The sequence below is a fragment of the Vibrio sp. Y29_XK_CS5 genome, assembly GCF_024181835.1.
Classification (GTDB): domain Bacteria; phylum Pseudomonadota; class Gammaproteobacteria; order Enterobacterales; family Vibrionaceae; genus Vibrio; species Vibrio harveyi.
This window is the reverse complement of sequence record NZ_JAMZAM010000009.1, coordinates 63005-88503: the sequence shown is the minus strand read 5'-3', so window position 1 is coordinate 88503 and position 25499 is coordinate 63005. Positions and strand designations below refer to the sequence as shown.

Here is a 25499-nt window from a genome sequence, read left to right as displayed (position 1 = left end):
CTCTATCACATCATTCGTAATCTTGTGTTCTAAGCAAAGTAACCCATGTTTGATGCTTTCACAGATTGCATGATAGGAAGTTTGAACTCGGTTACTTTGTTGGATAGTTGATTAGCGATAGAGTCGTATTCAAACTTGTGATTTGCCCACAATTGAAGACTCTGTGCGTTAGCTCTCTTTTCACAAGCTAATGGAATCTATATTCTGACGCACAATTTTAAAGGTAAGTGATGGAATTATGACGACTTCGACAACTCTTCCACCAGCGGGCTTTTTCCGTCGACTCGCAGCATTGTTTTACGACACGCTGATCATCCTAGCGATTGAGATGATGGCAGCAGGCGTAGTAATGGCGATTGTTTTTGCGCTTAATGCGGCAGGCTTGCTGAGTTATGGGGAATATGTGGATGCAGCAGATATGCTAGGAAAGCATCCATTTCTAAGCCCATTGTTCACGCTGTATCTGGCTGTGGTGTGGATCTACTTCTTTGTATTCTTCTGGACCCGCGCAGGACAAACACTGGGCATGCGAGCTTGGAAAATGCAAATTCGTAACAGTAAGGATGGTGCGCCAATTACGGTTACTCAGGCTTTAATTCGTTTAGGTACGTCGGGCTTTGGTTTGGCTAACTTGACTGTACCAATCGACCCACAAAAACGTGGTTTCCACGACATTTGGGCAAAAACCGAAGTCGTTGTCTTGCCGAAAGCAAAATAGCGAAACCGCGCAAGCAGAATAGAAAAAGGAAGGCACAGTGCCTTCCTTTTTTATGTTTATCGCGTTTTGAAAGCCTACAGTTTTCTTCTTAGCAAGGATACCGCAATTGCTAGGAACACCAAACTAGGGGCCAAGGCACCGAACACTGGCGGAATACCATATACCAAGGTCAGAGGTCCAAAGAACTCACTGGATATGTAGAAGGTAAAACCTGCAACTACCCCTGAGAGCACCCTTGCACCCATGGTGACACTACGCAATGGACCGAAAACAAACGACAACGCCATCAGCATCATTACTGCGATAGAGAGTGGTTGAGATAGCTTGCGCCAAAATGCGAGTTCATAACGCGAAGCATCTTGTTCCGAGGCTTTCAAATAGGTCACATAGTCATATAAGCCACTTAAAGAAAGCTCTTCTGGTTTCACCGTTACCACCGCCAACTTATCTGGTGCTAATGAGGTGTGCCATTCCATCTGCTCTAAATCGCGCTTGGTAATGACGTTTTCATTTTCCATATCGGTGATTTGGACATAACGCATCAACCAATTGTTATCTTGTTGGTAGTCGACTTCTTCTGCGAAGATAACTTTGTCTAAGTTCTTATCTTCATCGAAACGCCACATGTTCAAGCCGTAGAGTTTGTCATCTTCCACTTTACCGATAAAGATGAAGTCGTTGGCATCGCGAGCCCACACCCCAGCCCGCACCGACACAATACTACCGCCAGATAGAGCAAATGCACGTAGGTCACGCGCCATCTTTTGCGCCTCTGGTGCGCCCCATTGACCGAGCGTCATAACGATAAGCATTAAAGGTACTGCGGTTTTAAGTACTGATAAGCCGATATCCAACTTAGAGAAACCCGCGGCTTGCATAACCACAAGTTCAGAACTTGAAGCAAGCATACCCAAACCAATCAAGGCTCCCAGCAGCGCCGCCATTGGGAAGAACATTTCGATATCGCGAGGAATACTCAGCAAAACAAAGTAAAGCGCATGCATTAGGTCGTAAGCACCACGACCAACTTTACGCAACTGTTCTACGTACTTGATGATGCCCGACAAGCCGACGAAAGTCGCCAGAACCAAGGCTGTGGTAGAGATGATCGTTCTACCGATGTAAAGGTCTAAGAGTTTGAACACAGCTTACGCGAGCCTCTTCTTGCGGAATTTGTCTTTAATTCGTCGAGCTGGAACACTGTCCATCATGTTAGCCAAGATAGCGACAATCAATAACATGGCATTAATTGGCCACATACCAATAGCAGCAGGAATAGCACCATCTTCTAGCGCGGATTTCGTTGCACTAATCGCAAGGAAGTACGCCAAGTAAATCAAGATAGCTGGTCCCATTTTAGCAAAGCGTCCCTGGCGCGGGTTCACTGCCGACAAAGGAATAACCAGCATCGTTAATAGTGGAATACACACGAACAACGAGATACGCCATTGCAGCTCAGCCTGCGCTTCAGGATCTGGGTGACCAATCAAGTCTGCCGTTGGGTACGCTTCCCAATCGCGACCTTTTTGCTTCACTTCACGCTGACCAATCAAACCTTCGTACTGATCGAACTTAGTAACCATGTATTCAACACGAGTCGGCACACCTTCATAGCGCGTACCTTCATGCATAGTGATGATCTGACGCCCATCCGACAGTTCTTTTACTTCACCAGAAGAGGAAAACATCACGCTTGGTAAGATGGAATCACGCGGACGCATCTGTGCTACAAACACATTACTTAACGTGCTGTCTTTGATGTCATCAATAAAGACAACCGAAGAACCATCTGGCGTGCCTTGGAACTGACCTTTCTTCAATAAGTCGACACTGTTTTCTGCCGCGACTTGCTCATAAAGTTGCTCAACACGGTCTTGTGACCAAGGCGATAGCCATAATGCATTGAACGCGGCCACACCCGATGTGATGATCGCCAAGTACAACGCAGCTTGTACCAGGAACTTATTCCCGATACCCGTCGCGTTCATCACCACAATTTCACTTTCCGCATATAAACGACCAAATGTGATCAATATGCCGATGTACAAACTTAATGGCAGCATTAATAGCCCCATTGCTGGCATGTTTAAACCAACAACTGAGAAAATTAACCCAGCAGGAATATCCCCGTCCGAAGCATCAGCAAGAACACTGATAAACTTCTGGCTCACAAACACCAAAAAAAGCACGAAGAAAATCGCAAATTGGCTCTTGAGTGTTTCGCGGATCAAATATCTAACAATAATCACGCTGAAATTACCTATACAAAACTTGTTTTTTTGGTCGAATCACTATAGTTTCCCGTTGAACCATTTATTTTTTTAAAAATTATAAACTAGATGTTAGCGCTTAAATCAGCTCTGTTGGTAAGACCTGAGCTTAAATTCAACAAGTAAGCGATCATTATCTAACATTTAGAGCAATTTGTCTTCAGGATGTAGGAGTACGCATGGAGTTCAGTGTTAAAAGTGGCAGTCCAGAGAAACAACGTAGCGCATGTATCGTTGTTGGTGTGTTTGAACCACGTCGCCTTTCTCCAGTAGCCGAGCAACTTGATAAAATCAGTGACGGTTACATCAGTTCACTACTTCGCCGTGGTGATCTAGAGGGTAAACCTGGTCAGATGCTGCTACTGCATCAAGTACCAGGTGTTTTGTCAGAGCGCGTTTTACTCGTAGGTTGTGGTAAAGAACGTGAGCTAGGCGAGCGCCAGTACAAGGAAATCATTCAAAAGACGATCAGCACACTTAACGAAACAGGTTCTATGGAAGCAGTATGTTTCCTAACTGAACTACACGTTAAGGGTCGTGATACTTACTGGAAAGTTCGCCAGGCAGTAGAAGCGACTAAAGATGGTCTTTACACATTCGATCAGTTCAAGAGCGTTAAGCCAGAAACTCGTCGTCCACTGCGTAAGCTAGTATTCAACGTACCAACGCGTCGTGAACTAAACCTAGGTGAGAAAGCAATCACTCACGGTCTAGCTATCGCATCTGGTGTGAAAGCATCAAAAGATCTTGGCAACATGCCACCAAACATCGCAAACCCAGCGTACCTTGCTTCTCAAGCACGTCGCCTTGCTGACGATTACGAAACTGTAACCACCAAGATCATTGGTGAGCAAGAGATGGAAAAACTGGGCATGACATCTTACCTAGCAGTAGGTCGTGGTTCGAAGAACGAATCAATGATGTCGATTATCGAATACAAAGGTAACCCAGAATCAGAAGCAAAACCTATCGTACTAGTCGGCAAAGGTCTGACGTTCGATTCAGGCGGTATCTCTCTAAAACCTGGTGAAGGTATGGATGAGATGAAGTACGACATGTGTGGTGCAGCATCTGTATTCGGTACGATGAAAGCGCTAGCGAAGCTAAACCTACCAATTAACGTTATTGGTGTTCTAGCAGGCTGTGAAAACATGCCAGGCAGCAACGCTTACCGTCCAGGTGATATCCTAACAACCATGTCAGGTCAAACCGTAGAAGTTCTGAACACGGATGCGGAAGGTCGTCTTGTTCTTTGTGACGCACTGACTTACGTAGAGCGTTTCGAACCAGACTGTGTAGTAGACGTTGCAACGCTAACGGGTGCTTGTGTTATCGCACTAGGTCACCATATTAGCGGCGTAATCTCTAACCACAACCCACTTTCTCATGAGCTAGTAAACGCTTCTGAGCAAGCAAGTGACCGTGCATGGCGTCTACCAATGGCAGACGAGTACCACGAGCAGTTGAAGAGCCCATTTGCTGATATGGCAAACATCGGTGGTCGTCCTGCAGGTACTATCACTGCGGGTTGCTTCTTGTCTAAGTTTGCTAAGAAGTACAACTGGGCACACGTCGATATCGCAGGTACTGCTTGGAAATCAGGCGCAGCGAAAGGCTCAACGGGCCGTCCTGTCTCAATGCTTGTCCAATTCCTTTTGAACCGCAGCGGCCAAGAGACAGAAGAGTAATTTCTGAACAACATCTAAAAGGGCCGCAAGGCCCTTTTTTATTACCTCGATTTTCTTGATTGAAAATCGGATTTAAGATGGTCTTAGGAAGAGACCAACGGCAAGCGAGAGAATGATGCAAACTGCAACCTTCTACATCATTAACGAAGAGAGCCCGCAAGCAACGGTGACTGGCTTTGAAGAATACATCGTGTTTTTGACTCAGCACTTTGCTCGCCAAGGGGCAAAAGTGTATCTGAATTGCCAAGACAAACCGCACGCCGAGCAGCTCGCCGAAGCCTTTTGGCAAATTGATGCAGACAAGTTCATGGCACATAATCTTGTAGGCGAAGGACCGAAATACGCCACCAATATTGAAATCGGCCATGAAGGTGTAAAACCTAATTGGAACCGTCAGCTGGTAATTAATTTGGCGGAAAATGAGACAACCTTTGCGAACAAGTTTGCTCAAGTGGTAGACTTCGTGCCTTGCGAAGAAAAAGCTAAACAGCTCGCAAGAGAAAGGTATAAAATTTACCGTCAGGCAGGTTATCAACTGCAAACGATCGAAATTCAATATCCTTAACGGTCAATCCTTATAGTTAAGCTCTCCACTCAGAGAGTTCACTTATAAAGATTGACTTAGATTCAACCATCAACGTATCCATTAAAAGAGCGCTATGGAAAAGACATACAACCCAACTTCAATCGAACAAGCTCTATATCAGACTTGGGAAGAGAAAGGCTACTTTAAGCCACACGGTGACACTACTAAAGAATCATACAGCATCATGATCCCGCCACCGAACGTCACTGGTAGCCTACACATGGGCCACGCGTTCCAAGATACGATCATGGATACGCTTATCCGTTGTGAGCGCATGAAGGGTAAAAACACTCTTTGGCAAGTAGGTACGGACCATGCAGGTATCGCAACTCAGATGGTTGTTGAGCGTAAGATCGCTGCAGAAGAAGGCAAAACAAAACACGATTACGGTCGTGAAGCTTTCATCGACAAAATCTGGGAATGGAAAGGCGAATCTGGCGGCACTATCACTAAGCAGCTTCGTCGTCTTGGCGCATCTGTAGACTGGGATCGTGAGCGCTTTACGATGGACGATGGTCTATCTAACGCTGTTCAAGAAGTGTTCGTACGTCTATACGAAGACGACCTAATCTACCGCGGTAAGCGTCTAGTTAACTGGGATCCAAAGCTACACACTGCGATTTCAGATCTAGAAGTAGAGAACAAAGACACTAAAGGCAACATGTGGCACTTCCGCTACCCACTAGCAGATGGCGTTAAAACAGCGGATGGCAAAGACTACATCGTTGTTGCAACGACTCGTCCAGAGACCATGCTAGGCGATACTGGTGTTGCAGTTAACCCAGAAGATCCACGTTACAAAGATCTTATCGGTAAAGAAATCATCCTTCCTATCGTTGATCGTCGCATCCCAATCGTGGGCGATGAGCACGCAGATATGGAAAAAGGTACTGGCTGTGTGAAAATCACACCTGCGCACGACTTCAACGACTACGAAGTTGGTAAGCGCCACCAGCTACCAATGATCAACATTCTGACTTTCGACGCGAACATCCGTGACGCTTCTGAAGTCTTCAACACCAACGGCGAAGCAAGCGACGCTTACAGCACTGAGCTACCAGCTAAGTACCACGGTATGGAGCGTTTTGCCGCTCGTAAAGCTATCGTTGCTGAATTCGACGAGCTAGGTCTACTTGAAGAAGTGAAAGATCACGATCTACAAGTTCCTTACGGCGACCGTGGTGGCGTGGTTATCGAACCAATGCTAACTGACCAATGGTACGTACGTACTGCGCCTCTAGCGAAAACAGCGGTTGAAGCAGTAGAAAACGGCGACATCCAATTCGTTCCTAAGCAATACGAAAACATGTACTTCTCTTGGATGCGTGACGTTCAAGACTGGTGTATCTCTCGTCAGCTATGGTGGGGTCACCGCATCCCAGCTTGGTACGACAACCAAGGTAATGTTTACGTAGGTCGTGACGAAGAAGAAGTTCGCAAGAACAACAACCTAGAGTCAGTTATTGAACTGCACCAAGACGAAGACGTACTGGATACATGGTTCTCTTCTGCACTATGGACGTTCGGTACTCAAGGTTGGCCAGAGCAAACTGACGATTTGAAAGTATTCCACCCTTCAGACGTACTAGTAACTGGTTTCGACATCATCTTCTTCTGGGTTGCGCGCATGATCATGATGACCATGCACTTCGTGAAAGACGAAAACGGCAAACCACAAGTACCATTTAAGACAGTTTACGTTACTGGTCTAATCCGTGACGAAAACGGCGACAAGATGTCTAAGTCGAAAGGTAACGTACTTGACCCAATCGACATGATCGATGGTATCGACCTAGAGTCTCTAGTAGAGAAGCGTTGTGGCAACATGATGCAGCCTCAGCTAGCGAAGAAGATCGAGAAGAACACTCGTAAGACGTTTGAAAACGGTATCGAAGCATACGGTACAGACGCACTACGTTTCACTCTTGCAGCGATGGCATCAACAGGTCGCGATATCAACTGGGATATGAAGCGTCTTGAGGGTTACCGTAACTTCTGTAACAAACTATGGAACGCAAGCCGTTACGTAATGATGAACACAGAAGAGCAAGATTGTGGCTTCAACGGTGGTGAGATTGAATACTCACTAGCGGACAAGTGGATCGAGTCTCAGTTTGAACTTGCAGCGAAAGCGTTCAACAACCATATCGACAACTTCCGTCTAGATATGGCGTCTAACACGCTTTACGAATTCATCTGGAACCAATTCTGTGACTGGTACCTAGAGCTAACTAAACCAGTTCTATGGAAAGGTACTGAAGCGCAACAGCGTGGTACTCGTCGTACACTAATCACGGTTCTTGAGAAGACGCTACGTCTAGCTCACCCAGTGATTCCTTACATCACTGAAACTATCTGGCAAAGCATCAAGCCACTAGTTGAAGGTGTAGAAGGCGAGACAATCATGCTTCAAGCACTGCCTCAATTCGACGAAGCAAACTTCAACCAAGAAGCGCTAGACGATATTGAATGGGTGAAAGCGTTCATTACCAGCATCCGTAACCTACGTGCTGAATACGACATCAACCCAGGTAAGCCGCTTGACGTTATGCTGAAAGCTGCAAACGCAGAAGACGCAGCGCGTCTAGAAGCAAACAAACAAGTACTGATGTCTCTAGCGAAACTAGAATCTGTACGCGTACTTGCTGCTGACGAAGAAACGCCAGCGTGTGCAACAGCATTGGTTGCTAAGTCTGAGCTGATGATCCCAATGGCGGGTCTGATCGACAAAGACGCTGAGCTTGCTCGTCTAGATGGCGAAATCAAGAAAACTCACGGCGAAATCAAGCGTATCGAAGGCAAACTAGGTAACGAAGGCTTCGTAGCGAAAGCTCCTGAAGCAGTTGTTGCTAAAGAGCGTGAGAAACTTGAAGGCTACAAAGAGACGCTAGCTAAGCTAGAAGAGCAGAAGACAACGATCGCTGCACTTTAATCGCTAAAGGCTAGAGTAAAAGAATCAAAGGGTTGGTGTGAAAGCATCAACCCTTTTTGCATTTTATCGCTAGGAAAGCTTTCAAAGATATTCGCTCTTCTCTCCTACTTCCCCTCCTATTTAATAGTTTTTACCTATCAAACTAATCTTAACTGCCCATTAGATTTAATGATAATAATTCTCAATAATAGACCTATCGAAACAACACAACGATTGAGTAATTATCATGAAAAAGACACTAACCTTTGCTGCACTCCATTTTACTATCGCGTTTAGTGTCGCTTACGTGCTTACTGGCGACATTCTAATTGGTAGTTTAATTGCCATGATTGAGCCTTCAGTGAACACCGTCGCTTTCTACTTTCATGAAAAGGCATGGGCAAAAGTCCCAGCGCTTAAAGCTCGTCAGTGGATGACCAAATTAAAAACCGCAAGCTTTGCCACTATCCACTTCAGTGTTGCGTTTAGCGTGGTTTACTTACTAACAGGTGATGCGTTTGTCGGCGGTATTATGGCGATGCTAGAGCCAAGCTTGAACACAGTGGCTTACTACTTCCACGAGAAAGTATGGATGCGTAAATCAGATAACCAAGCACCACAATTTTGTCTACACCAACACGCTTAAACATGGAGGCTCAATACGCCTCCTAACAAGCAAAATAACATTTACCATTGACAAAGTTGCGCACCGCAATTAATTTAATTGCGGTACGCAACTTTGTTTCCAGAGGTAAGTGATTATGAATGCTCGTCAACTCCGACACTACTCCCGTCAAGCCGTCCGATTGCTTGGTATGCTCGATAAACAATGCGGCGATGTCGCTCTCACTCCAGTACAAGCGCACGCATTAGGTGAAATCCAGCTGCAGCCGTTAACCATCAATCAATTGGCACAGCAGCTTAATGTCGACAAGTCCAATGCGAGCCGAACCGTTACTGGTCTGATTAAATTAGGCTTGGTTGAGAGCATCGAAAACCCAAAAGACAAACGTAGCCAACTTGTCGGGCTTACAGAACAAGGGCAACAGGCGTTATCGCAACTAGACCAGCAGCAAAACAGCTTCTTTGAACAACTGCTTACCCAACTCGATGACAACGAGCAAGAGCAACTCAAACTTGGTCTAGAGACTTACCTAAAAGGGCTAACGAAAGTGTGCCAGGCTGAGGAATACGTTCTTCGACCTCTTACCAAAGCAGATAACTCGCAAGTTGCGGACGTGATTCGTAAAGTCTCTGCAGAATACGGTTTAACCGCAGATAAAGGTTATGGTGTGGCAGATCCAACGCTTGATGATATGTACTCGGTTTACGACCAACAAGGCGCAGCCTACTGGGTAGTCGAGTACCAAGGCGAGATTGTGGGTGGCGGCGGCTTTGCACCTTTAGCTGGTGAGCCAAATGTGTGTGAGCTGCAAAAGATGTACTTCTTACCTCAAACGCGAGGACACGGCTTAGCTAAACGCATCGTCGCATTGAGCTTACAGCTAGCGAAACAGTTTGGGTATCAGCAGTGCTATTTAGAAACGACCGAATGTCTAAGAGAAGCGGTAGGCTTGTATGAAAAGCTAGGCTTTGAGCATCTCGATGCCCCGCTAGGACAAACAGGGCATGATGCATGTGAAGTCGTGATGCTTAAGACGTTATAGCGTTTTATCCCCAAACTTAAAGTACAAGATGGGTAACACAGAGCTCTTGGCTAAGTGCCACTGTAAATGCTTGGCGTTGCCCATCCAACTCCACCACGAGTTCGTAGAGATCTTTTGGATCGGGATCATTAAGATCGGCATACTTTGGCGCTTCGATCTGGAATAAAGCACTCGCATGATCCGCTCGGACATCAATAGGAATATGGTAAGTCATCCCATTAAACTTAACCGATGCTGATACTAAACCCGGCGCAAAAGTTTGGTAGTACAAATCCACCTTAAACTCACAACCACCACCGTGGTGCCAAATCTGCTCGGTTGCTACACGGTCTAAACGCACATTGCGAATGAACTGTAGATACGGCTCTTGCCATACCCCCAAGCGCTCATCACTCTTTTGGTATTCATGATCCGCAAGTGAGCACAACTCTGGTTTATCCTCATCCAACAGAAGGTCTTCTTCTTCCTCAAGGAACAGGATCTCAAAACGGTTACGCCCCATCTGCATGAACGGACGAATGTCTTTCTTGTACACGCTTTGTGAGCCATCACAGTCGAACAATGCTACCCCGTTCAAACGCACTTCTGCATGGTAATCCACACCACCCAACACCATTTCTATCGCAGGGAATGCCATCATGGATTCGTCCACTTCAATGTCGTGCATCAGGTGCCACTCTTGCTGACGAATCGCTTCTTCAGTCAGTTCAGCAGGCAATACCTGACTCAAAGGAGCAGGGAAAGTAATGTCATCCTGTGGGATAGAAAGGTCCGTCAGTGGAGAGACTTGCCATAAACCGGCGAGTGAGAGTTGCATAGTTACCTTGAGCTAGATCAATTTTCACGCATTATATACACAAGTAACTTAGGGTTACAGGCAATAAGCACACAAACTCAATGAGAATTATTTATCGTTACCTGCGGTTATCATTTTCAGGGCACAAAAAAGCCAGCGATAAACGCTGGCTTCTTAGATTGAATAAGAGGATTACTCTTCGTCTTCATCATCTTCTTCAGGGTAAAGCGCATCTTCGCCTTCGTAGTAAGTACCCCAACCGTCATAAATGATGTCGTATTTTTCTGCCAGATGAACCAGTTTCTCAACCTGAGCATCAATTGCTTCTGCGTTTAGTGCAGATTCCATTGTTGCATCACAGCAAAGTAGTTTGTTGCCGTCTTCATCTTCTGTTTCTTCAGCTTCAAGAACTTCAAAGCCCATCTTGAACGCTTCAACAACCGCTTTTTCTAGCGTATCGAAGTCTTCAGCAAATAGGTGGTGCTCGATTTCGTATAGTGAATCTGGATCGCTGCCATCTTCTAGCAATGCTGCAATGATATCGCGAGTCTCTTCCTTTTGAATCTCAATTAATTCTTCTACTGATAGATATTCATCTTCGTGAGACATGTTTTGGCTCCAGATTAGTTACTTGATGGAAACACTATACTCTAAACTGAGTACGTTAATGCGGTGAAATATGGCACGGATTGCGATGAAAAGCCACAAACAAACACCAAACTGCGGTGATTCTTGATGATAATTTTTACTCACAAATCTAAACCTCGCTCACAGAAACAAAAAATTAACAAAAACGGCTAATCTTTAATATTCAGAAGATCCTAATTGAGCCTGAGACGAGTAATTTTAGGCTTGTTTGCGTGTTTATGATCTTGGAGTGAATACAGCAACGGCTCGTTAATTCTGACCTAACGAATAAAAGAAAGCCAAAAACTGCATATTTCAGAATGGTTATGCACGTTTTATGCACTTTTGATGTATGACTTCTTTCTCAAACGAAAAAGAATAAAAACGCACTTTTTAAAACTCATGAACAAACAACAAAATATAGAATTAAAATACACCAAGGAAGCATTTACAAAATATAACGCCAAAAAATTATATTTTTGCAATATATAAGCAAAGTTCTAAGACTTGCATCTTTGCACCAAGCTTGTCATAACTAACGGCTGGAATATTTGTAAGGATGCAAAATGAGTAAGCTGTACGTTGGATCAGAAGTTGGTCAACTAAGACGAGTTCTATTAAACCGCCCAGAGCGCGCCCTCACTCACCTAACGCCATCGAACTGCCATGAGCTACTGTTTGATGACGTATTAGCGGTAGAAGCGGCAGGTGAAGAACACGACGCGTTTGCGCGCACACTGCGTGAACAAGATGTCGAAGTACTACTACTTCATGATCTACTGGTTGAAACCCTTGCGGTTCCAGAAGCAAAACAATGGTTGTTGAATACTCAGATCTCTGACTTCCGTTACGGTCCGACTTTCGCTCGTGACTTACGCCAGTACTTCGCAGAGATGGACGATGAGCATCTAGCAAGCATTCTCCTTGGCGGCTTGGCTTACTCGGAACTGCCAATCAAATCTTCATCAATGTTGCCGAAGATGAAGCGCCCACTGGACTTCGTGATCGAACCTCTGCCGAACCACCTCTTTACCCGTGACACGTCATGCTGGGTATACGGCGGCGTTTCTCTTAACCCAATGATGATGCCTGCACGTCAACGCGAAACCAACCATCTGCGTGCGATTTATCGCTGGCACCCAACCTTCGCTGGTCAAGACTTCATTAACTACTTTGGTGATGAAGACCAGCACTACGACAATGCCAACGTTGAAGGTGGTGATGTACTAGTTATCGGTAAAGGTGCGGTTCTGATTGGTATGTCTGAGCGCACAACCCCACAAGGTGTAGAAAACTTAGCGGCAAGCCTGTTTAAGTCTGGTCAAGCGAAAGAAGTGATTGCTATCGACCTACCAAAACACCGCTCGTGTATGCACCTTGATACGGTCATGACGCATATGGATGTGGATACTTTCTCGGTATACCCAGAGATCATGCGTAAAGATTTAGATACTTGGCGCCTAACACCTAAAGGCAACGGTGAAATGCATGTCGAAGCATCACACAACTATCTGCATGCCATTGAATCGGCACTTGGCTTAGACCAATTGAAGATCATCACAACGGGTGGTGACAGCTACGAAGCTGAGCGAGAGCAATGGAACGATGCCAACAACGTACTGACGGTGAAACCTGGTGTTGTGATTGGTTACGAACGTAACGTCTACACTAACGAGAAGTACGACAAAGCTGGCATTGAAGTCCTGACTATTCCGGGTAACGAGCTTGGTCGCGGTCGTGGTGGTGCACGTTGTATGAGCTGCCCAATCGAACGTGACGATATTTGAGAAATCTCTCCCACCAAATAAAACCAATTGAGACTAAGGTTGATGTGAATGCATCAACCTTTTTTTGTTTATAATTAAAATAATTATTCACAATAAAAGCATTTATATGTTTTAATACTTTTATTCTTTATCAACCAAACGACCTAAGGGACGAGCTATGGCTTTCAATCTACGTAATCGCAACTTTTTGAAGCTATTGGACTTCTCAACTAAAGAGATCCAGTTTTTGCTCGAACTGTCTGCAGAGCTGAAAAAAGCTAAATATGCAGGAACAGAGCAGAAGAAACTTCAAGGTAAAAACATCGCACTAATCTTTGAGAAATCTTCTACTCGTACCCGATGTGCGTTTGAAGTCGCGGCCTTTGACCAAGGCGCTCAAGTCTCTTACATCGGTCCTTCTGGCTCACAGATCGGTCATAAAGAATCAATGAAAGATACCGCTCGTGTTCTTGGTCGTATGTACGACGGGATTGAATACCGTGGCTTTGGTCAATCCATTGTTGAAGAGCTTGGTACTTATGCTGGTGTACCTGTCTGGAATGGTTTAACGGATGAGTTCCACCCTACCCAAATCCTTGCAGACTTCCTGACCATGCAAGAGCACGGACGTGGGAAACAACTGCATGAGATGACGTTTGCTTACCTTGGTGATGCTCGCAATAACATGGGTAATTCACTCATGGTTGGCGCAGCAAAAATGGGCATGGACATCCGCCTTGTAGCGCCAAAAGCGTTCTGGCCAGAAGAAGCATTAGTGGCAACTTGCCAAGAAATTGCCCAACAAACCGGTGCGAAAATCACGCTGACGGAAAACGTTGAAGAAGGCGTTAAAGGGTGTGACTTCTTATACACCGACGTTTGGGTCTCGATGGGTGAGTCGGCTGAGGCTTGGGATGAGCGTGTTGCGCTGATGACACCTTACCAAATCAATATGGATGTGATTAAGCAAACGGGTAACCCTCATGTGAAGTTCATGCACTGCCTGCCAGCTTTCCACAACGATGAAACAACTGTGGGTAAAGAGGTCGCGGAGAAATACGGTATGAAAGGGCTTGAAGTCACCGAAGAGGTGTTTGAATCTGAATACTCTATCGTATTCGACGAAGCCGAGAACCGCATGCACACCATCAAAGCCGTGATGGTTGCGACATTAGGCAGCTAAACCATAGCATTAAAAATGGTAACAAAAACCATGATGTAATCGCTTGCGCTCACGAAAGTTAAGCGTATAATGCTCGGCAATTTGTCTGAGGATTACGAAATGACCACGCCGATTGCTGACGTAAAAACGCGATTTGCTCTAGCTAAGCGACTACGCTTACGTGCTGTTATTTTCGTTAATTCTATTGAATTTTAAAACCTCCCCAATTGGGGAGGTTTTTTTATGCCTAAAATTCCATCGCGGTGAATTTTGGGGATAGTCACCACTGTTATAGGGAAGAAGATCATGGCGAACTCGCTTTACCAGAAGCACATCATCTCTATTCCAGAGCTTTCACGTGAAGAACTGGAACTGATTGTAGAAACTGCAGGTCAGCTAAAAAAAGAACCTCGTCCAGAACTGATTAAAAACAAGGTTGTAGCAAGCTGTTTCTTTGAGCCATCCACACGTACTCGCCTGTCATTCGAGACAGCAATTCAACGTATCGGTGGCGATGTTATTGGTTTTGATAACGGTGGTAACACCTCTCTGGCGAAAAAAGGCGAGACGCTATCTGACTCAGTTCAAGTTATCTCTTCTTACGTCGATGCATTCGTGATGCGCCACCCTCAAGAAGGCGCAGCGCGCTTAGCCTCAGAGTTCTCTAACGGCGTACCAGTTATCAACGCAGGTGACGGCGCAAACCAACACCCAACGCAAACACTACTCGACCTATACACCATCGCGGAAACGCAAGGTCGTCTAGACAACCTAAACGTTGCGTTTGTTGGTGACCTAAAATACGGTCGCACCGTGCACTCGTTGACTCAAGCATTGGCAAAGTTCAATAACATTCGCTTCTTCTTTGTTGCACCAGAAGCACTCGCAATGCCAGATTACATCTGTGAAGAGCTAGATGAAGCAGGCATTCAATACAGCCTACACACAGACATGGAAAGCGTGATTCCTGAGCTCGACATTCTGTACATGACTCGCGTACAAAAAGAGCGCTTTGATGAATCCGAATACGCGCACATCAAATCAGCTTACATCCTAACGGCGGCACTACTAGAAGGTGCACGTGAAAACTTGAAAGTACTGCACCCACTGCCACGCGTGGATGAAATCACCACAGACGTCGACGTCACACCACACGCTTACTACTTCCAACAAGCAGAAAACGGCGTTTACGCGCGCCAAGCGTTGTTGGCACTGGTTCTTAACGAAACACTGTAATCGAGGGAGAAAAAGACATGGCTAAAGAAACTCAATTGCAGGTTGAAGCAATCAAAAACGGCACAGTAATCGACCACATCCCAGCACAAATTGGTATCAAAGTGTTGAAGCTGTTCGATATGCACAACTCTTCTCAACGTGTCACCATCGGTCTGAATCTGCCTTCATCTGCACTCGGTCATAAAGACCTACTCAAGATTGAAAACGTGTTCATCAACGAAGAGCAGGCAAGTAAACTAGCACTGTACGCACCACACGCGACCGTTAACCAAATCGAAAACTACGAAGTAGTGAAGAAGCTAGCGCTAGAACTCCCTGAGCGAATCAACAACGTGTTTGAGTGTCCGAACAGCAACTGTATTACACACAACGAACCGGTTGCGAGCAGCTTCCAGGTGTTCGAGAAGAAGGAAGAAATCCGTCTGAAGTGTAAATACTGTGAGAAAGTTTTCGCACGTGAGATCGTAACTGAGCGTTAATTTTCTGCTCCGATTCTTGCTAACGATAAATTGACTGATACCCCGCCAATGCGGGGTATTTTGCACTTTACGTGCTTTATGTTTAAAGGCACACTGCTTATTCTTAAGAACACTCAAGATGTTTGAGTAAACTCTTTATTCCCCTAAACAGATGGAACAATTCAAATGACGAAAGTACTTCACACTGAGTCTGCACCAGCAGCAATCGGTCCTTACGTTCAAGGCGTAGATCTAGGCAACATGGTTCTAACTTCTGGCCAAATCCCAGTAAACCCAGCGACAGGTGAAGTGTCTGCAGACATCGCAGAGCAAGCTCGTCAATCTCTAGAGAACGTAAAAGCAGTTGTGGAAGCATCAGGTCTTAAGGTTACTGATATCGTTAAAATGACAGTATTCGTGAAAGACCTAAACGACTTCGGTACTGTGAACGAAGTTTACGGCAAGTTTTTCGATGAGCACGAAGTAGCAAACTACCCTGCACGTTCTTGTGTAGAAGTAGCTCGCCTGCCTAAAGATGTCGGTATCGAGATTGAAGCAATCGCAGTTCGCAAATAATTGCCCTTGCTGACAAACATAAAAAACGGGTAGCTCAAGCTACCCGTTTTTTATTGTCTTTTTGCGATGATATCGCCGTAAAACTCAAGCTGCGTTGCGCTGTTTCACTTCTTCATCCAAGGCTTCCAGTTTCGCTTTCATCTCTTCACGACAAACATTAGCTAACTCACGTACGCCCTCTTTGCCGTAACCTTCCGTGCTTACTGGAGGTAACATTTCAATGATCACATGACCATTGTTCCAACGGTTCAGTTTAATGTGACCTGTAGAGCTGCACACGATTGGAATGATTGGCACTTCTGCACCGATAGCTGCATGGAATGCACCAGTTTTAAATGGCAGTAAACCACGACCACGTGAACGTGTACCTTCAGGGAACATCCACACTGAAACGTCGCTGTTTTTGATGCTGTCTACAACTTGGTCGATAGTACCTTTTGCTTTAGAGCGGTTTGCACGATCAATCAAGATGTTACCTGTTAGCCAGTAAAGCTGACCAAACAAAGGCATCCACGCAAGACTCTTCTTACCTACCGTTACTACCTTAGGTGTAACAGCTGAAGATACAGTGAAAAGGTCCCAGTTGTTCTGGTGGTTAGCAATGTAAACATGCTGACCGCGAGAATACGCATCTTCCGGAATACGCAATTCTAGCTTGATACCAAATACACGTGACATTTTGCCGAATAGACGACCGAACGTGAAAACGTGCTTAGGGTTTCTAGGGCTAAGTAGGCAGTAACCACAACCACCAATAAACATCACAATTGCGAAAATTGCGACAGCAAATACACGTAACAGTGCAATCATTGTTGTTCTCCAAGAACCGGCTTTGCGCCAGCTACAGCTATTATTGTCTCTTTGAACATAGTCATGAACTATGAAAGAAAACGCGATATAAAAAAGCCGAAACCTACGTTTCGGCTCTCTTCATATCTAGGTCAACTGCGATGCAGTTTAACCCGCCTCACTTACGCGCTCAATATTTGCGCCAAGTGCAGACAGTTTATTTTCGATTTTGTCGTAACCACGGTCGATGTGGTAGATACGGTCAACGATGGTTTCGCCTTTCGCGATACAACCAGCAATCACCAAACTTGCCGAAGCTCGTAAGTCAGTTGCCATCACTTGTGCACCACTTAAAGAATCTACATCACCGCAAATTACTGTGTTACCTTCAATTTCCGCTTTCGCGCCCATGCGCATCAATTCAGGCACGTGCATGAAACGGTTTTCAAAGATAGTTTCAGTGATCACGCCGCCACCTTTCGCCATCATGTTTAACAGCGTAAATTGTGCTTGCATGTCCGTTGGAAAACCTGGATGTGGTGCAGTACGAATGCTCACAGCTTTCAGCTCGCGATCTGTCATATCAACAGAGATCCAATCTTCACCAGTTTCTACCAACGCGCCCGCTTCTTCTAGCTTAGCCAGTACCGCTTCTAACAGGTGACCATTGGTGTTGCGGCATACCACTTTACCGCCAGACACGGCAGCTGCAACTAGGAATGTACCTGTTTCGATACGGTCAGCCACAACGCTATGTTTGCCGCCACCTAAGCGCTCAACACCTTCAATAGTGATGGTGTCAGTACCTGCTCCAGAGATTTTCGCGCCAAGTTTGTTTAGGAAGTCAGCCGTATCTACGATTTCAGGTTCACGCGCTGCGTTGTCTAGTGTTGTCGTACCTTCAGCAAGTGCTGCTGCACACATGATAGTGATGGTTGCACCAACACTCACCTTGTCCATCACGATGTGCGCGCCTTTAAGGCGACCATCGACTTCTGCTTTAACGTAACCATCTTCAAGAGTGATGGTCGCGCCAAGCTGTTCTAGACCAGTAATGTGTAGATCAACAGGACGAGCACCGATAGCACAACCGCCAGGTAGAGACACCTGACCTTGACCAAAGCGCGCGACAAGAGGACCAAGCGCCCAAATAGAAGCACGCATGGTTTTTACTAAATCATAAGGAGCGCAGTATTCATTAATGCTGCTTGGATCGACATGAACGGAACCATTACGACTTACTTTTGCGCCTAGACGCTTTAGTAGTTCCATGGTTGTGTCGATATCACGAAGGTGTGGCACGTTTGCCACTTCTACTGGCTCTTCCGCCAAGATAGACGCAAATAAAATCGGCAGTGCTGCGTTTTTTGCACCTGAAATGGTCACTTCACCAACCAGTGGTTTATCTGACCCAATAACTCGAAACTTTTCCATCAATAAACCTTAAAGCGACATTAGCTTCTTATCACGAGCCCACTCTTCTGGAGTGAACGCTTTGATTGATAGCGCGTGAATGTCGTTACGCTGGATGTAATCCATCAGAGGACCGTAAATTAACTGCTGCTTCTTAACGCGGCTCATTCCATCGAAACAAGCATCAACAGCAACCACTTCATAGTGGCTCCCTTCACCTTTTACATGCACTTCTTGAAGGTTTAGTGCTTCTTCTAGTAACTGTTGTACTTTTGCGCTATCCACAATTTACCCCTGATAATTCTGTATATGTTTGGCCACTAAAGATTCAACGTTGCTCAATTGAAACAAAGTGCGCAATTGCGCTGGCACGAAACTGAGCATTATATGACAGTTTTGCTTTTTTGCATGCTCTAATAAGTGGATTAACATCACCATTCCCGCAGAGTCGATGCGTTCAATCTCTTGGAGTGAGCATTCTAGCTCGGTTTGAGAAGGTCGCCATTGCTGTGCCACCGCCCACAAAGACGGCACCGAATCGCGATCCAGCGCCCCTGTAAGCTTAAGAATGTCTGCCTGTAAATGCCACTGAGAATGAGACTGTGCCATTACTTTGCTGCCTCGAAGCGAATTGGCTGTGCAGCCAGTTTCTCTAAATCTTTAGCGACCGCAAGAATACCTTCTTGGCGAATTTGTGTATTCCACTCCGATTGTTTGCTTGATAGTAGGCTAATACCCTCAGCCACCATATCGAATGCTAACCACTCACCGGTCTTCTTATCTTTGCGCAGTTTAAATTCAAGTTTGATATTTGGACGCGGTGCGTCGATGATTTCAACCTTGACGCTAGTAATGCGCTTAGAAGGATCCAGTTTTGGCTCCGGACCAAACTCAATTTGTTGATCCGTATATTGCGTTAATACTTGCGCGTATGACGTCACCAAGTAAGCACGAAATGCTGTGATGAATTCACCCACATCTTCACGCTTCGCCCCTTTTAGGTTTGGACCAAGCAGTTTCAATGCCGCATAGCGATCGTTGACATAAGGCATAAGCTCTTCTTCAACGATGGTTTTTAGCAAGTTTGGATCTTTTTTGATTTGCGGTTGCTCCGCTTTGAGACGCTCAAACGTCACTTCTGCAACCTGCTTCATCATTTGGTATGGCTGAGTTTTATCTACTTCAGCAGCAACGGCTCCAAATGCAGTAAATGCTGCTAAGAAAGAAAGTAATAGTCTAGAAAACATGGATTATTCCTTACTCGTGTCACCAGAATCGCCTGAGCCACCAATGCTGTATAGAACCTGACCGATCAGGTCTTCTAGTACCAATGCAGATTTGGTGTCTTCGATGGTGTCACCATCAACAAGCATTTCTTCATCATCAAAAACAAAGCCCGGTACCAAGCCAATGTACTGCTCACCAATCAATCCAGATGTCAAAATTTGCACGCTAGAAGTTTCTGGGAATTGGTTATATTGGCTGTTAATCGACAAGCTCACTACAGGTAATAGGCTATCAGGGTTAAGTGTAATGTTACTTACACGACCGATAACAACGCCACCTACTTTCACAGGAGAACGTACTTTCAAGCTACCAATATTATCGAACTCGGCTTTCAGGGTGTAAGTATTGCCAGAGCCAATGCTTTTTACGTCAGCAACCTGAAAAATCATCACAAGAATCGCGCAAATTCCTGCTAATACAAAGCTGCCAACCCATAATTCTGTTTTACGTGTTTGTTGCATGATTAATTCCCAAACATCAATGCGGTCAGTACAAAGTCTAGTCCCAGTACTGCTAAAGAAGAATGCACAACAGTGCGCGTCGTTGCTCGGCTGATCCCTTCCGAAGTTGGAATAGCGTCATAGCCATTAAATAGAGCGATCCAAGTAACGGTAATCGCGAACACAATACATTTGATCATGCTGTTACCGATGTCTTGACCTAATTCCACTGAAGATTGCATCGCAGCCCAGAAGCTGCCGTGGTCTACGCCTTTCCAATCCACACCAACAAGCTGAGCGCCCCAGATACCAACTGCCATAAAGATCATAGCTAATAATGGCATTGAGATAGCCCCAGCCCAAAAACGTGGTGCGATGACACGTTTTAGTGGATCCACAGCCATCATTTCCATGCTTGAAAGCTGCTCCGTTGCCTTCATCAACCCAATTTCTGCAGTCAGTGCTGAGCCAGCGCGACCAGCAAACAATAACGCAGTTACTACTGGTCCTAACTCACGTAGTAGCGAAAGAGCGACCATTTGACCCAGGCTGCCTTCTGCTCCGTAATCCACCAGCACAACATAACCTTGCAAGCTAAGCACCATGCCGATGAACAAGCCAGAAACGACAATGATCGCCAGCGATTGCACACCTACGGAGTAAAGCTGTTTAATCAACAGAGGAAAATTCTTGATTGGCTGAGGTCGAGTCACTAATGCGCCAACAAGCATCAAGGTCGCACGACCAAAGGCTTCACAGATGGCTAATGTTCGTTTACCTAATGAAGCGACAAATTGAATAAAGCTATCGACCATCAAATAAGTCCTTTTCGATACTTTGAGCAGGAAAGCGAAACGGCACGGGACCATCGGCTTCCCCTTGTAAGAATTGCTTCACACGTGGGTCGGGATTATCGATCAACTCTTGTGGCGTACCAAAAGCAATGATTTTGCCATCAGCCATCAAGTAGACCCAATCCGCGATACTCATCACTTCAGGCACATCATGAGAGACGACGATTGAAGTCAGCCCCAATGCGCGATTCAAGTTGCTAATTAGCTCAACCAAAACGCCCATAGTGATTGGGTCCTGCCCAACAAAAGGTTCATCGTACATGATGAGATCCGGGTCTAAGGCTATGGCACGAGCTAGTGCAGCTCGGCGAGCCATGCCGCCGGAAAGCTCACTTGGCATCAATTCTGCCGCACCTCGTAATCCGACCGCTTCAAGCTTTAGAAGCACCATGGTACGAATTAATTCTTCGGAAAGTTCCGTGTGTTCACGCAAAGGAAACGCCACATTGTCGAACACATTCAAGTCAGTAAACAAAGCTCCCGACTGGAACAACATGCTCATTTTTTTGCGTGCTTGATAAAGCTTTTTACGAGACAGGGATGGAATATTATCGCCATCAAACCAGATCTCCCCTTGCTCGGGATAAATCTGCCCACCAATAAGGCGCAGCAGTGTCGTTTTACCAATCCCCGACGGTCCCATAATGGCCGTCACTTTTCCTTTTGGCACATGCAGATCAATGCCATCGAAGATCTTGCGCTCTCCACGTGAAAAAGTGAGATTGTTAACGGTAACTAAATCGTTGTTCGACATACTATCTCTTCTACTAGTTGTGAGCGGTTCTCACAGAGTTGCAATCCAACTCAACCCCGATTGTTTTCAAGATATTACGTCGAGAATATCCTAAAGTGACTTCGGTACACTTATTAGGCTGCAATCATAAGCACAATGAACCTGAATTAAAAGCACTGTTCGATTAAATAAAGCCGACGAAATTCAAGCAATTCAGCATAAAATATGACGAAACCCAAGGAAGGTGTTTAAATCCCATTCCAGAATAGCCGTATTCCAACAGACAAGTGAATGAGCAACAATTAAACACAATTTCGTTACTAACCTTTAATTTATTTGTTGTTTATCTTCCATTTTTGGCCGCAAAAGGTCAAAATTAGCGGTTACTCATTTCACTTATTTTATTACTTAGGAATCATCATGCTCGAAGCCGTTGCGTTGCTTATCGTCGGTCTTGTTTTACTTGTTTGGAGTGCAGATAAACTTGTTTTTGGCTCTGCTGCTCTGGCCCGCAACGTCGGTATTTCACCTTTAGTGATCGGTATGACAATCCTAGCAATGGGTTCATCTGCGCCGGAAATGATGGTTTCGGCGACAGCAGCATGGGATGGAAAAACCGATACTGCCGTTGGTAACGTATTGGGTTCCAACATTGCCAACATTGCTTTAATCCTAGGCATTACAGCGCTTATTAAGCCCCTTTCTATCAGTTCTGCAGTTATTCGCCGTGAACTGCCTTTGATGATAGCAGTAACCGTACTGGCGGGTATTTTGCTATGGGATAGCCATTTAGGTTTTTACGAAGGCGTGCTGCTGTTCATTCTGTTTGGTGGTTTCTTGTTTGCAATGTTGCAAATTAGCCGTAAAGAGCAAAAAGCGGGTGATGCGTTTGTTGAAGATCAAGAGTCTGAAGTACCAGAAGGTGTGAGCAACTCAAAAGCGGTGATGTGGGTAGTGATCGGTCTGATACTGCTTCCTTTGGCAGCAAGTATGTTGGTTGATAACGCCGTGATCATTGCGAAGTACTTTGGCATGAGTGACCTCGTGATCGGTTTAACCATTATTGCCATTGGTACTAGTCTTCCTGAGCTGGCAGCTTCTCTTGCTGGTGTTCTAAAGGGCGAAGACGATATGGCAGTTGGTAACATCATCGGCTCAAACGTATTCAACATTCTTGCGGTAATGGGTCTACCGGGCATTATTAATCCATCAATGCTAAGCGAATATGCAATGGGGCGTGATTTCTGGGTAATGCTGGGTGTATCTCTACTACTTGTAGCGATGTGCTTGGGTAAATCTCGTAGCATCAACCGCATTGAAGGTGGCATTTTGTTTGTGTGTTTCTTGGCTTACCAAGTTTACCTATTCGCAAACATGGCTGCTTAATAACATAATAAGTAAAGACAAATTGGAGCACTGATATGTCCACTCAATTTGATTTTCGCGCTGCTGCTAAACAAGTACTCGATATCGAAGTGAAAGCACTACAACAGCTAGACCAATACTTTGATGCGCAGTTTGAGCAAGCTTGCGAATTGATTCTTTCCAACAACGGCAAGGTTGTCGTGATGGGTATGGGCAAGTCAGGTCACATTGGCAACAAGATTGCCGCTACGCTTGCAAGCACAGGTACCTCTGCATTTTTCGTTCACCCAGGTGAAGCGGCTCACGGTGATCTCGGTATGATCAGTGCTGGCGACATTGTTATCGCCATTTCAAACTCAGGTGAATCACATGAGATTTTATCTCTGTTCCCTGTTTTGAAACGCTTGAACATTAAGATCATCAGCATGACAGGTAAGCCGGAATCTAACATGGCGAAACTGTCCGATCTCCACTTGCAAATTACTGTACCAAAAGAAGCTTGTCCGCTTGGTCTTGCTCCAACCAGCAGCACCACGGCAACGTTGGTCATGGGCGATGCACTGGCAGTTGCACTTCTCCAAGCGCGAGGGTTCTCTGCAGAAGATTTTGCGTTATCACATCCAGGTGGCGCCTTGGGAAGAAAATTGCTGCTTAAGCTGTCTGATATTATGCACTTTGGTAATTCGCTACCAAAAGTGTCACCAGATGCTTTAATTCGTGACGCACTGCTTGAGATTTCGGAAAAAGGCTTAGGCATGACCGCTATCGTCGATGAGCACGATGCTATGCTTGGTATATTCACTGATGGCGATTTACGTCGTACGTTAGATAAACGCATTGATATCCATACCACAGCCATTGGTGATGTGATGACGAAAAACCCAACTACCGCCCATCCTGAGATGCTGGCAGTAGAAGGCTTAAACCTGATGCAAGACAAAAACATCAATGCTCTGATCTTGTGTGATGACAATAAAATTGTCGGCGCACTGAATATGCATGATTTATTAAAGGCTGGCGTGATGTAATATCGCGTCACCAAAAAGACTTAACGATTGATTTAACAGATTAAGGCAATGGTCAGGGAAGTACTGAGCTAAGATAAAGGCCTTTATTTTATGAGTTTTACTCGCCTTATTTATTTGCTCTTGATTTTTGTTGTTGCGTGGTGCGGTTATTACCTCATGACGCCAAAAAGCAATGAAAATATCCAAGTAGCACCAAATTTAGAACTGCCTATGTTCAGTGGTACTGGACTAGAAAACATCACTTATGGTGAAGATGGTGTCCGCAGTTACATCATCCGTTCCACTAATTTGGATCATTATGCCAAAAGTGGAGACACGATATTTAAGAGCCCAACACTCATGGTGTACCGCGAAGGTAGTGTGGTTGAGTGGAAGGTGACTGCAACCAGAGCAGTCTTAGATGAAGACCAAATTCTGACGCTGTACGACAACGTGCTAATGCAAAACCTTTTGCCTGGTGCAAGTTTCGATACCATGGCGACAGACAAATTGGTGATTAATCTAACCAATCGTGATTTTAAAGCCGATCAACAAGTGATGTTGGTTGGACCGCAATTTGAAACTACTGGGGGCGCAATGCAGGGCAACTTAAAGGCTCACACTGCGACTCTAACTGATGAAGTTCAAGGTCGATATGAAACCGTTACACCTTAGCCTATTGGCATTGGTTTTAGCAGCGCCACAAGCGTTAGCACTTAAGTCGGATACACAACAGCCGGTTTACATTAATTCAGACACTCAACAAGTGGACATGAAGAGTAATCAGGTGATCTTCAAAGGAGATGTATCGCTTAAGCAAGGTAGCATCAATATCGATGCTGATAGAATCGTGGTGACTCGCGATCCTAAAACCGAGTCTATCAAACAGATCCAAGCATTTGGCAAACCAGCTACCTTTTCTCAGTTAATGGACGATGGCAAAACGCTCAGTGGTCAGGCGACTGAGTTAGACTACCGTATTTCTACTGATGAATTGACCATGAAAGGTCAAGCGCAACTGGCTCAAGACGGAAACACCATCAAAGGTTCGTCAATTCGTTACCAAATTGGTCAACAGAAGCTAGTCGCTGACAGCTCGAAGGATGAGCGCGTAACAACCATCCTGCAACCGAACCAAGTCGAGAACTAA

At 45.3% G+C, this 25499-nt stretch carries 28 protein-coding genes; 16 read left to right on the top strand and 12 right to left on the bottom strand.

All coding sequences use genetic code 11. The features are described from left to right. Positions 1-238 precede the first annotated feature (238 nt). On the top strand, positions 239-718 hold the full coding sequence (locus NL647_RS24705; protein WP_047517475.1) for an RDD family protein: 480 nt from the start codon (positions 239-241) through the stop codon (positions 716-718). 74 nt (positions 719-792) lie between these two features. On the opposite strand, the gene lptG is transcribed toward NL647_RS24705, so the two are convergent. Together lptG and lptF are read right to left on the bottom strand one after the other, a co-directional pair. After that, positions 793-1863, bottom strand: coding sequence for an LPS export ABC transporter permease LptG (gene lptG, locus NL647_RS24700; protein WP_005441983.1), 1071 nt, complete (start codon positions 1861-1863; stop codon positions 793-795). 3 nt (positions 1864-1866) lie between these two features. Continuing rightward, positions 1867-2967: an LPS export ABC transporter permease LptF gene (gene lptF, locus NL647_RS24695; RefSeq protein WP_005448809.1), complete on the bottom strand. Its 1101-nt coding sequence runs from the start codon at positions 2965-2967 to the stop codon at positions 1867-1869. 200 nt (positions 2968-3167) lie between these two features. Here lptF and pepA point away from each other — a divergent pair, with 200 nt between their 5' ends. The 5 genes from pepA (at position 3168) to NL647_RS24670 (ending at position 9840) form a co-directional block, all read left to right on the top strand. Further along, positions 3168-4676: a leucyl aminopeptidase gene (gene pepA, locus NL647_RS24690; protein ID WP_005432840.1), complete on the top strand. Its 1509-nt coding sequence runs from the start codon at positions 3168-3170 to the stop codon at positions 4674-4676. A gap of 115 nt (positions 4677-4791) precedes the next feature. Continuing rightward, positions 4792-5241, top strand: coding sequence for a DNA polymerase III subunit chi (locus NL647_RS24685; protein ID WP_050908037.1), 450 nt, complete (start codon positions 4792-4794; stop codon positions 5239-5241). A gap of 94 nt (positions 5242-5335) precedes the next feature. Beyond that, a complete protein-coding gene (locus NL647_RS24680; RefSeq protein WP_005432830.1) occupies positions 5336-8194 on the top strand; it encodes a valine--tRNA ligase in 2859 nt (952 codons plus the stop codon). Positions 8195-8420: 226 nt separating this feature from the next. Further along, a complete protein-coding gene (locus NL647_RS24675) occupies positions 8421-8819 on the top strand; it encodes a DUF2061 domain-containing protein (RefSeq protein WP_005432839.1) in 399 nt (132 codons plus the stop codon). Positions 8820-8934: 115 nt separating this feature from the next. After that, complete coding sequence (locus NL647_RS24670) at positions 8935-9840, top strand: bifunctional helix-turn-helix transcriptional regulator/GNAT family N-acetyltransferase (RefSeq protein ID WP_187992678.1); 906 nt, start codon at positions 8935-8937, stop codon at positions 9838-9840. 16 nt (positions 9841-9856) lie between these two features. Here the strand turns inward: NL647_RS24670 and NL647_RS24665 are convergent, their stop codons facing one another. After that, on the bottom strand, positions 9857-10657 hold the full coding sequence (locus tag NL647_RS24665) for a hypothetical protein (RefSeq protein ID WP_253650761.1): 801 nt from the start codon (positions 10655-10657) through the stop codon (positions 9857-9859). 171 nt (positions 10658-10828) lie between these two features. Then, entirely contained in the window at positions 10829-11245 is a 417-nt protein-coding gene (rraB, locus tag NL647_RS24660; protein ID WP_005432867.1) for a ribonuclease E inhibitor RraB, read from the bottom strand. 584 nt (positions 11246-11829) lie between these two features. On the opposite strand from rraB, the gene arcA reads away from it, so the two are divergent. The 6 genes from arcA (at position 11830) to NL647_RS24635 (ending at position 16461) form a co-directional block, all read left to right on the top strand. Next, positions 11830-13050, top strand: a complete 1221-nt coding sequence (arcA, locus tag NL647_RS24655; RefSeq protein ID WP_005432859.1) for an arginine deiminase — start codon at positions 11830-11832, stop codon at positions 13048-13050. Positions 13051-13207: 157 nt separating this feature from the next. Next, on the top strand, positions 13208-14212 hold the full coding sequence (locus tag NL647_RS24650; RefSeq protein ID WP_005432863.1) for an ornithine carbamoyltransferase: 1005 nt from the start codon (positions 13208-13210) through the stop codon (positions 14210-14212). 69 nt (positions 14213-14281) lie between these two features. Further along, complete coding sequence (locus tag NL647_RS27270; protein ID WP_005432831.1) at positions 14282-14407, top strand: hypothetical protein; 126 nt, start codon at positions 14282-14284, stop codon at positions 14405-14407. Positions 14408-14497: 90 nt separating this feature from the next. After that, positions 14498-15427, top strand: a complete 930-nt coding sequence (gene pyrB, locus NL647_RS24645; RefSeq protein ID WP_005432845.1) for an aspartate carbamoyltransferase — start codon at positions 14498-14500, stop codon at positions 15425-15427. Between the two features lie 17 nt (positions 15428-15444). Next, entirely contained in the window at positions 15445-15906 is a 462-nt protein-coding gene (gene pyrI / locus NL647_RS24640; protein ID WP_005448817.1) for an aspartate carbamoyltransferase regulatory subunit, read from the top strand. Between the two features lie 165 nt (positions 15907-16071). Next, positions 16072-16461, top strand: a complete 390-nt coding sequence (locus NL647_RS24635) for a RidA family protein (protein ID WP_005432832.1) — start codon at positions 16072-16074, stop codon at positions 16459-16461. Between the two features lie 84 nt (positions 16462-16545). On the opposite strand, the gene NL647_RS24630 is transcribed toward NL647_RS24635, so the two are convergent. The 8 genes from NL647_RS24630 to mlaF form a co-directional block, all read right to left on the bottom strand. Continuing rightward, positions 16546-17271, bottom strand: coding sequence for a 1-acylglycerol-3-phosphate O-acyltransferase (locus NL647_RS24630; protein WP_005444408.1), 726 nt, complete (start codon positions 17269-17271; stop codon positions 16546-16548). A gap of 147 nt (positions 17272-17418) precedes the next feature. Continuing rightward, positions 17419-18684, bottom strand: a complete 1266-nt coding sequence (murA, locus tag NL647_RS24625) for a UDP-N-acetylglucosamine 1-carboxyvinyltransferase (protein WP_005444406.1) — start codon at positions 18682-18684, stop codon at positions 17419-17421. A 9-nt stretch (positions 18685-18693) separates the two neighbouring features. Then, positions 18694-18948 (bottom strand): BolA family iron metabolism protein IbaG, encoded by a 255-nt coding sequence (gene ibaG, locus NL647_RS24620; protein WP_005432865.1) that lies wholly within the window; start codon positions 18946-18948, stop codon positions 18694-18696. A gap of 3 nt (positions 18949-18951) precedes the next feature. After that, the gene (locus NL647_RS24615) at positions 18952-19272 is read right to left on the bottom strand and encodes a lipid asymmetry maintenance protein MlaB (protein ID WP_005444403.1); all 321 of its coding nucleotides are present in this window, start codon (positions 19270-19272) and stop codon (positions 18952-18954) included. Beyond that, entirely contained in the window at positions 19272-19910 is a 639-nt protein-coding gene (gene mlaC, locus NL647_RS24610) for a phospholipid-binding protein MlaC (RefSeq protein WP_005444401.1), read from the bottom strand. Before mlaC ends, NL647_RS24615 begins: the two co-directional genes overlap by 1 nt. A 3-nt stretch (positions 19911-19913) precedes the next feature. Further along, positions 19914-20411 carry an outer membrane lipid asymmetry maintenance protein MlaD gene (gene mlaD, locus NL647_RS24605; protein ID WP_005436386.1) on the bottom strand — a complete coding sequence of 166 codons (498 nt, stop codon included), beginning with the start codon at positions 20409-20411 and terminating at the stop codon, positions 19914-19916. A gap of 2 nt (positions 20412-20413) precedes the next feature. After that, complete coding sequence (gene mlaE, locus NL647_RS24600; RefSeq protein ID WP_005444399.1) at positions 20414-21205, bottom strand: lipid asymmetry maintenance ABC transporter permease subunit MlaE; 792 nt, start codon at positions 21203-21205, stop codon at positions 20414-20416. Continuing rightward, positions 21195-21998: a phospholipid ABC transporter ATP-binding protein MlaF gene (mlaF, locus tag NL647_RS24595; protein ID WP_005444397.1), complete on the bottom strand. Its 804-nt coding sequence runs from the start codon at positions 21996-21998 to the stop codon at positions 21195-21197. The genes mlaE and mlaF overlap by 11 nt, the downstream gene beginning before the upstream one ends. A 399-nt stretch (positions 21999-22397) precedes the next feature. On the opposite strand from mlaF, the gene NL647_RS24590 reads away from it, so the two are divergent. From NL647_RS24590 to lptA, 4 genes are all read left to right on the top strand, one after another. Further along, positions 22398-23363, top strand: a complete 966-nt coding sequence (locus NL647_RS24590; protein ID WP_005444395.1) for a calcium/sodium antiporter — start codon at positions 22398-22400, stop codon at positions 23361-23363. A 35-nt stretch (positions 23364-23398) separates the two neighbouring features. Next, positions 23399-24370, top strand: coding sequence for an arabinose-5-phosphate isomerase KdsD (gene kdsD, locus NL647_RS24585; protein ID WP_009698804.1), 972 nt, complete (start codon positions 23399-23401; stop codon positions 24368-24370). A gap of 90 nt (positions 24371-24460) precedes the next feature. Next, entirely contained in the window at positions 24461-25024 is a 564-nt protein-coding gene (gene lptC, locus NL647_RS24580; RefSeq protein ID WP_005444391.1) for an LPS export ABC transporter periplasmic protein LptC, read from the top strand. After that, a complete protein-coding gene (lptA, locus tag NL647_RS24575; protein WP_005444389.1) occupies positions 25005-25499 on the top strand; it encodes a lipopolysaccharide transport periplasmic protein LptA in 495 nt (164 codons plus the stop codon). Before lptC ends, lptA begins: the two co-directional genes overlap by 20 nt.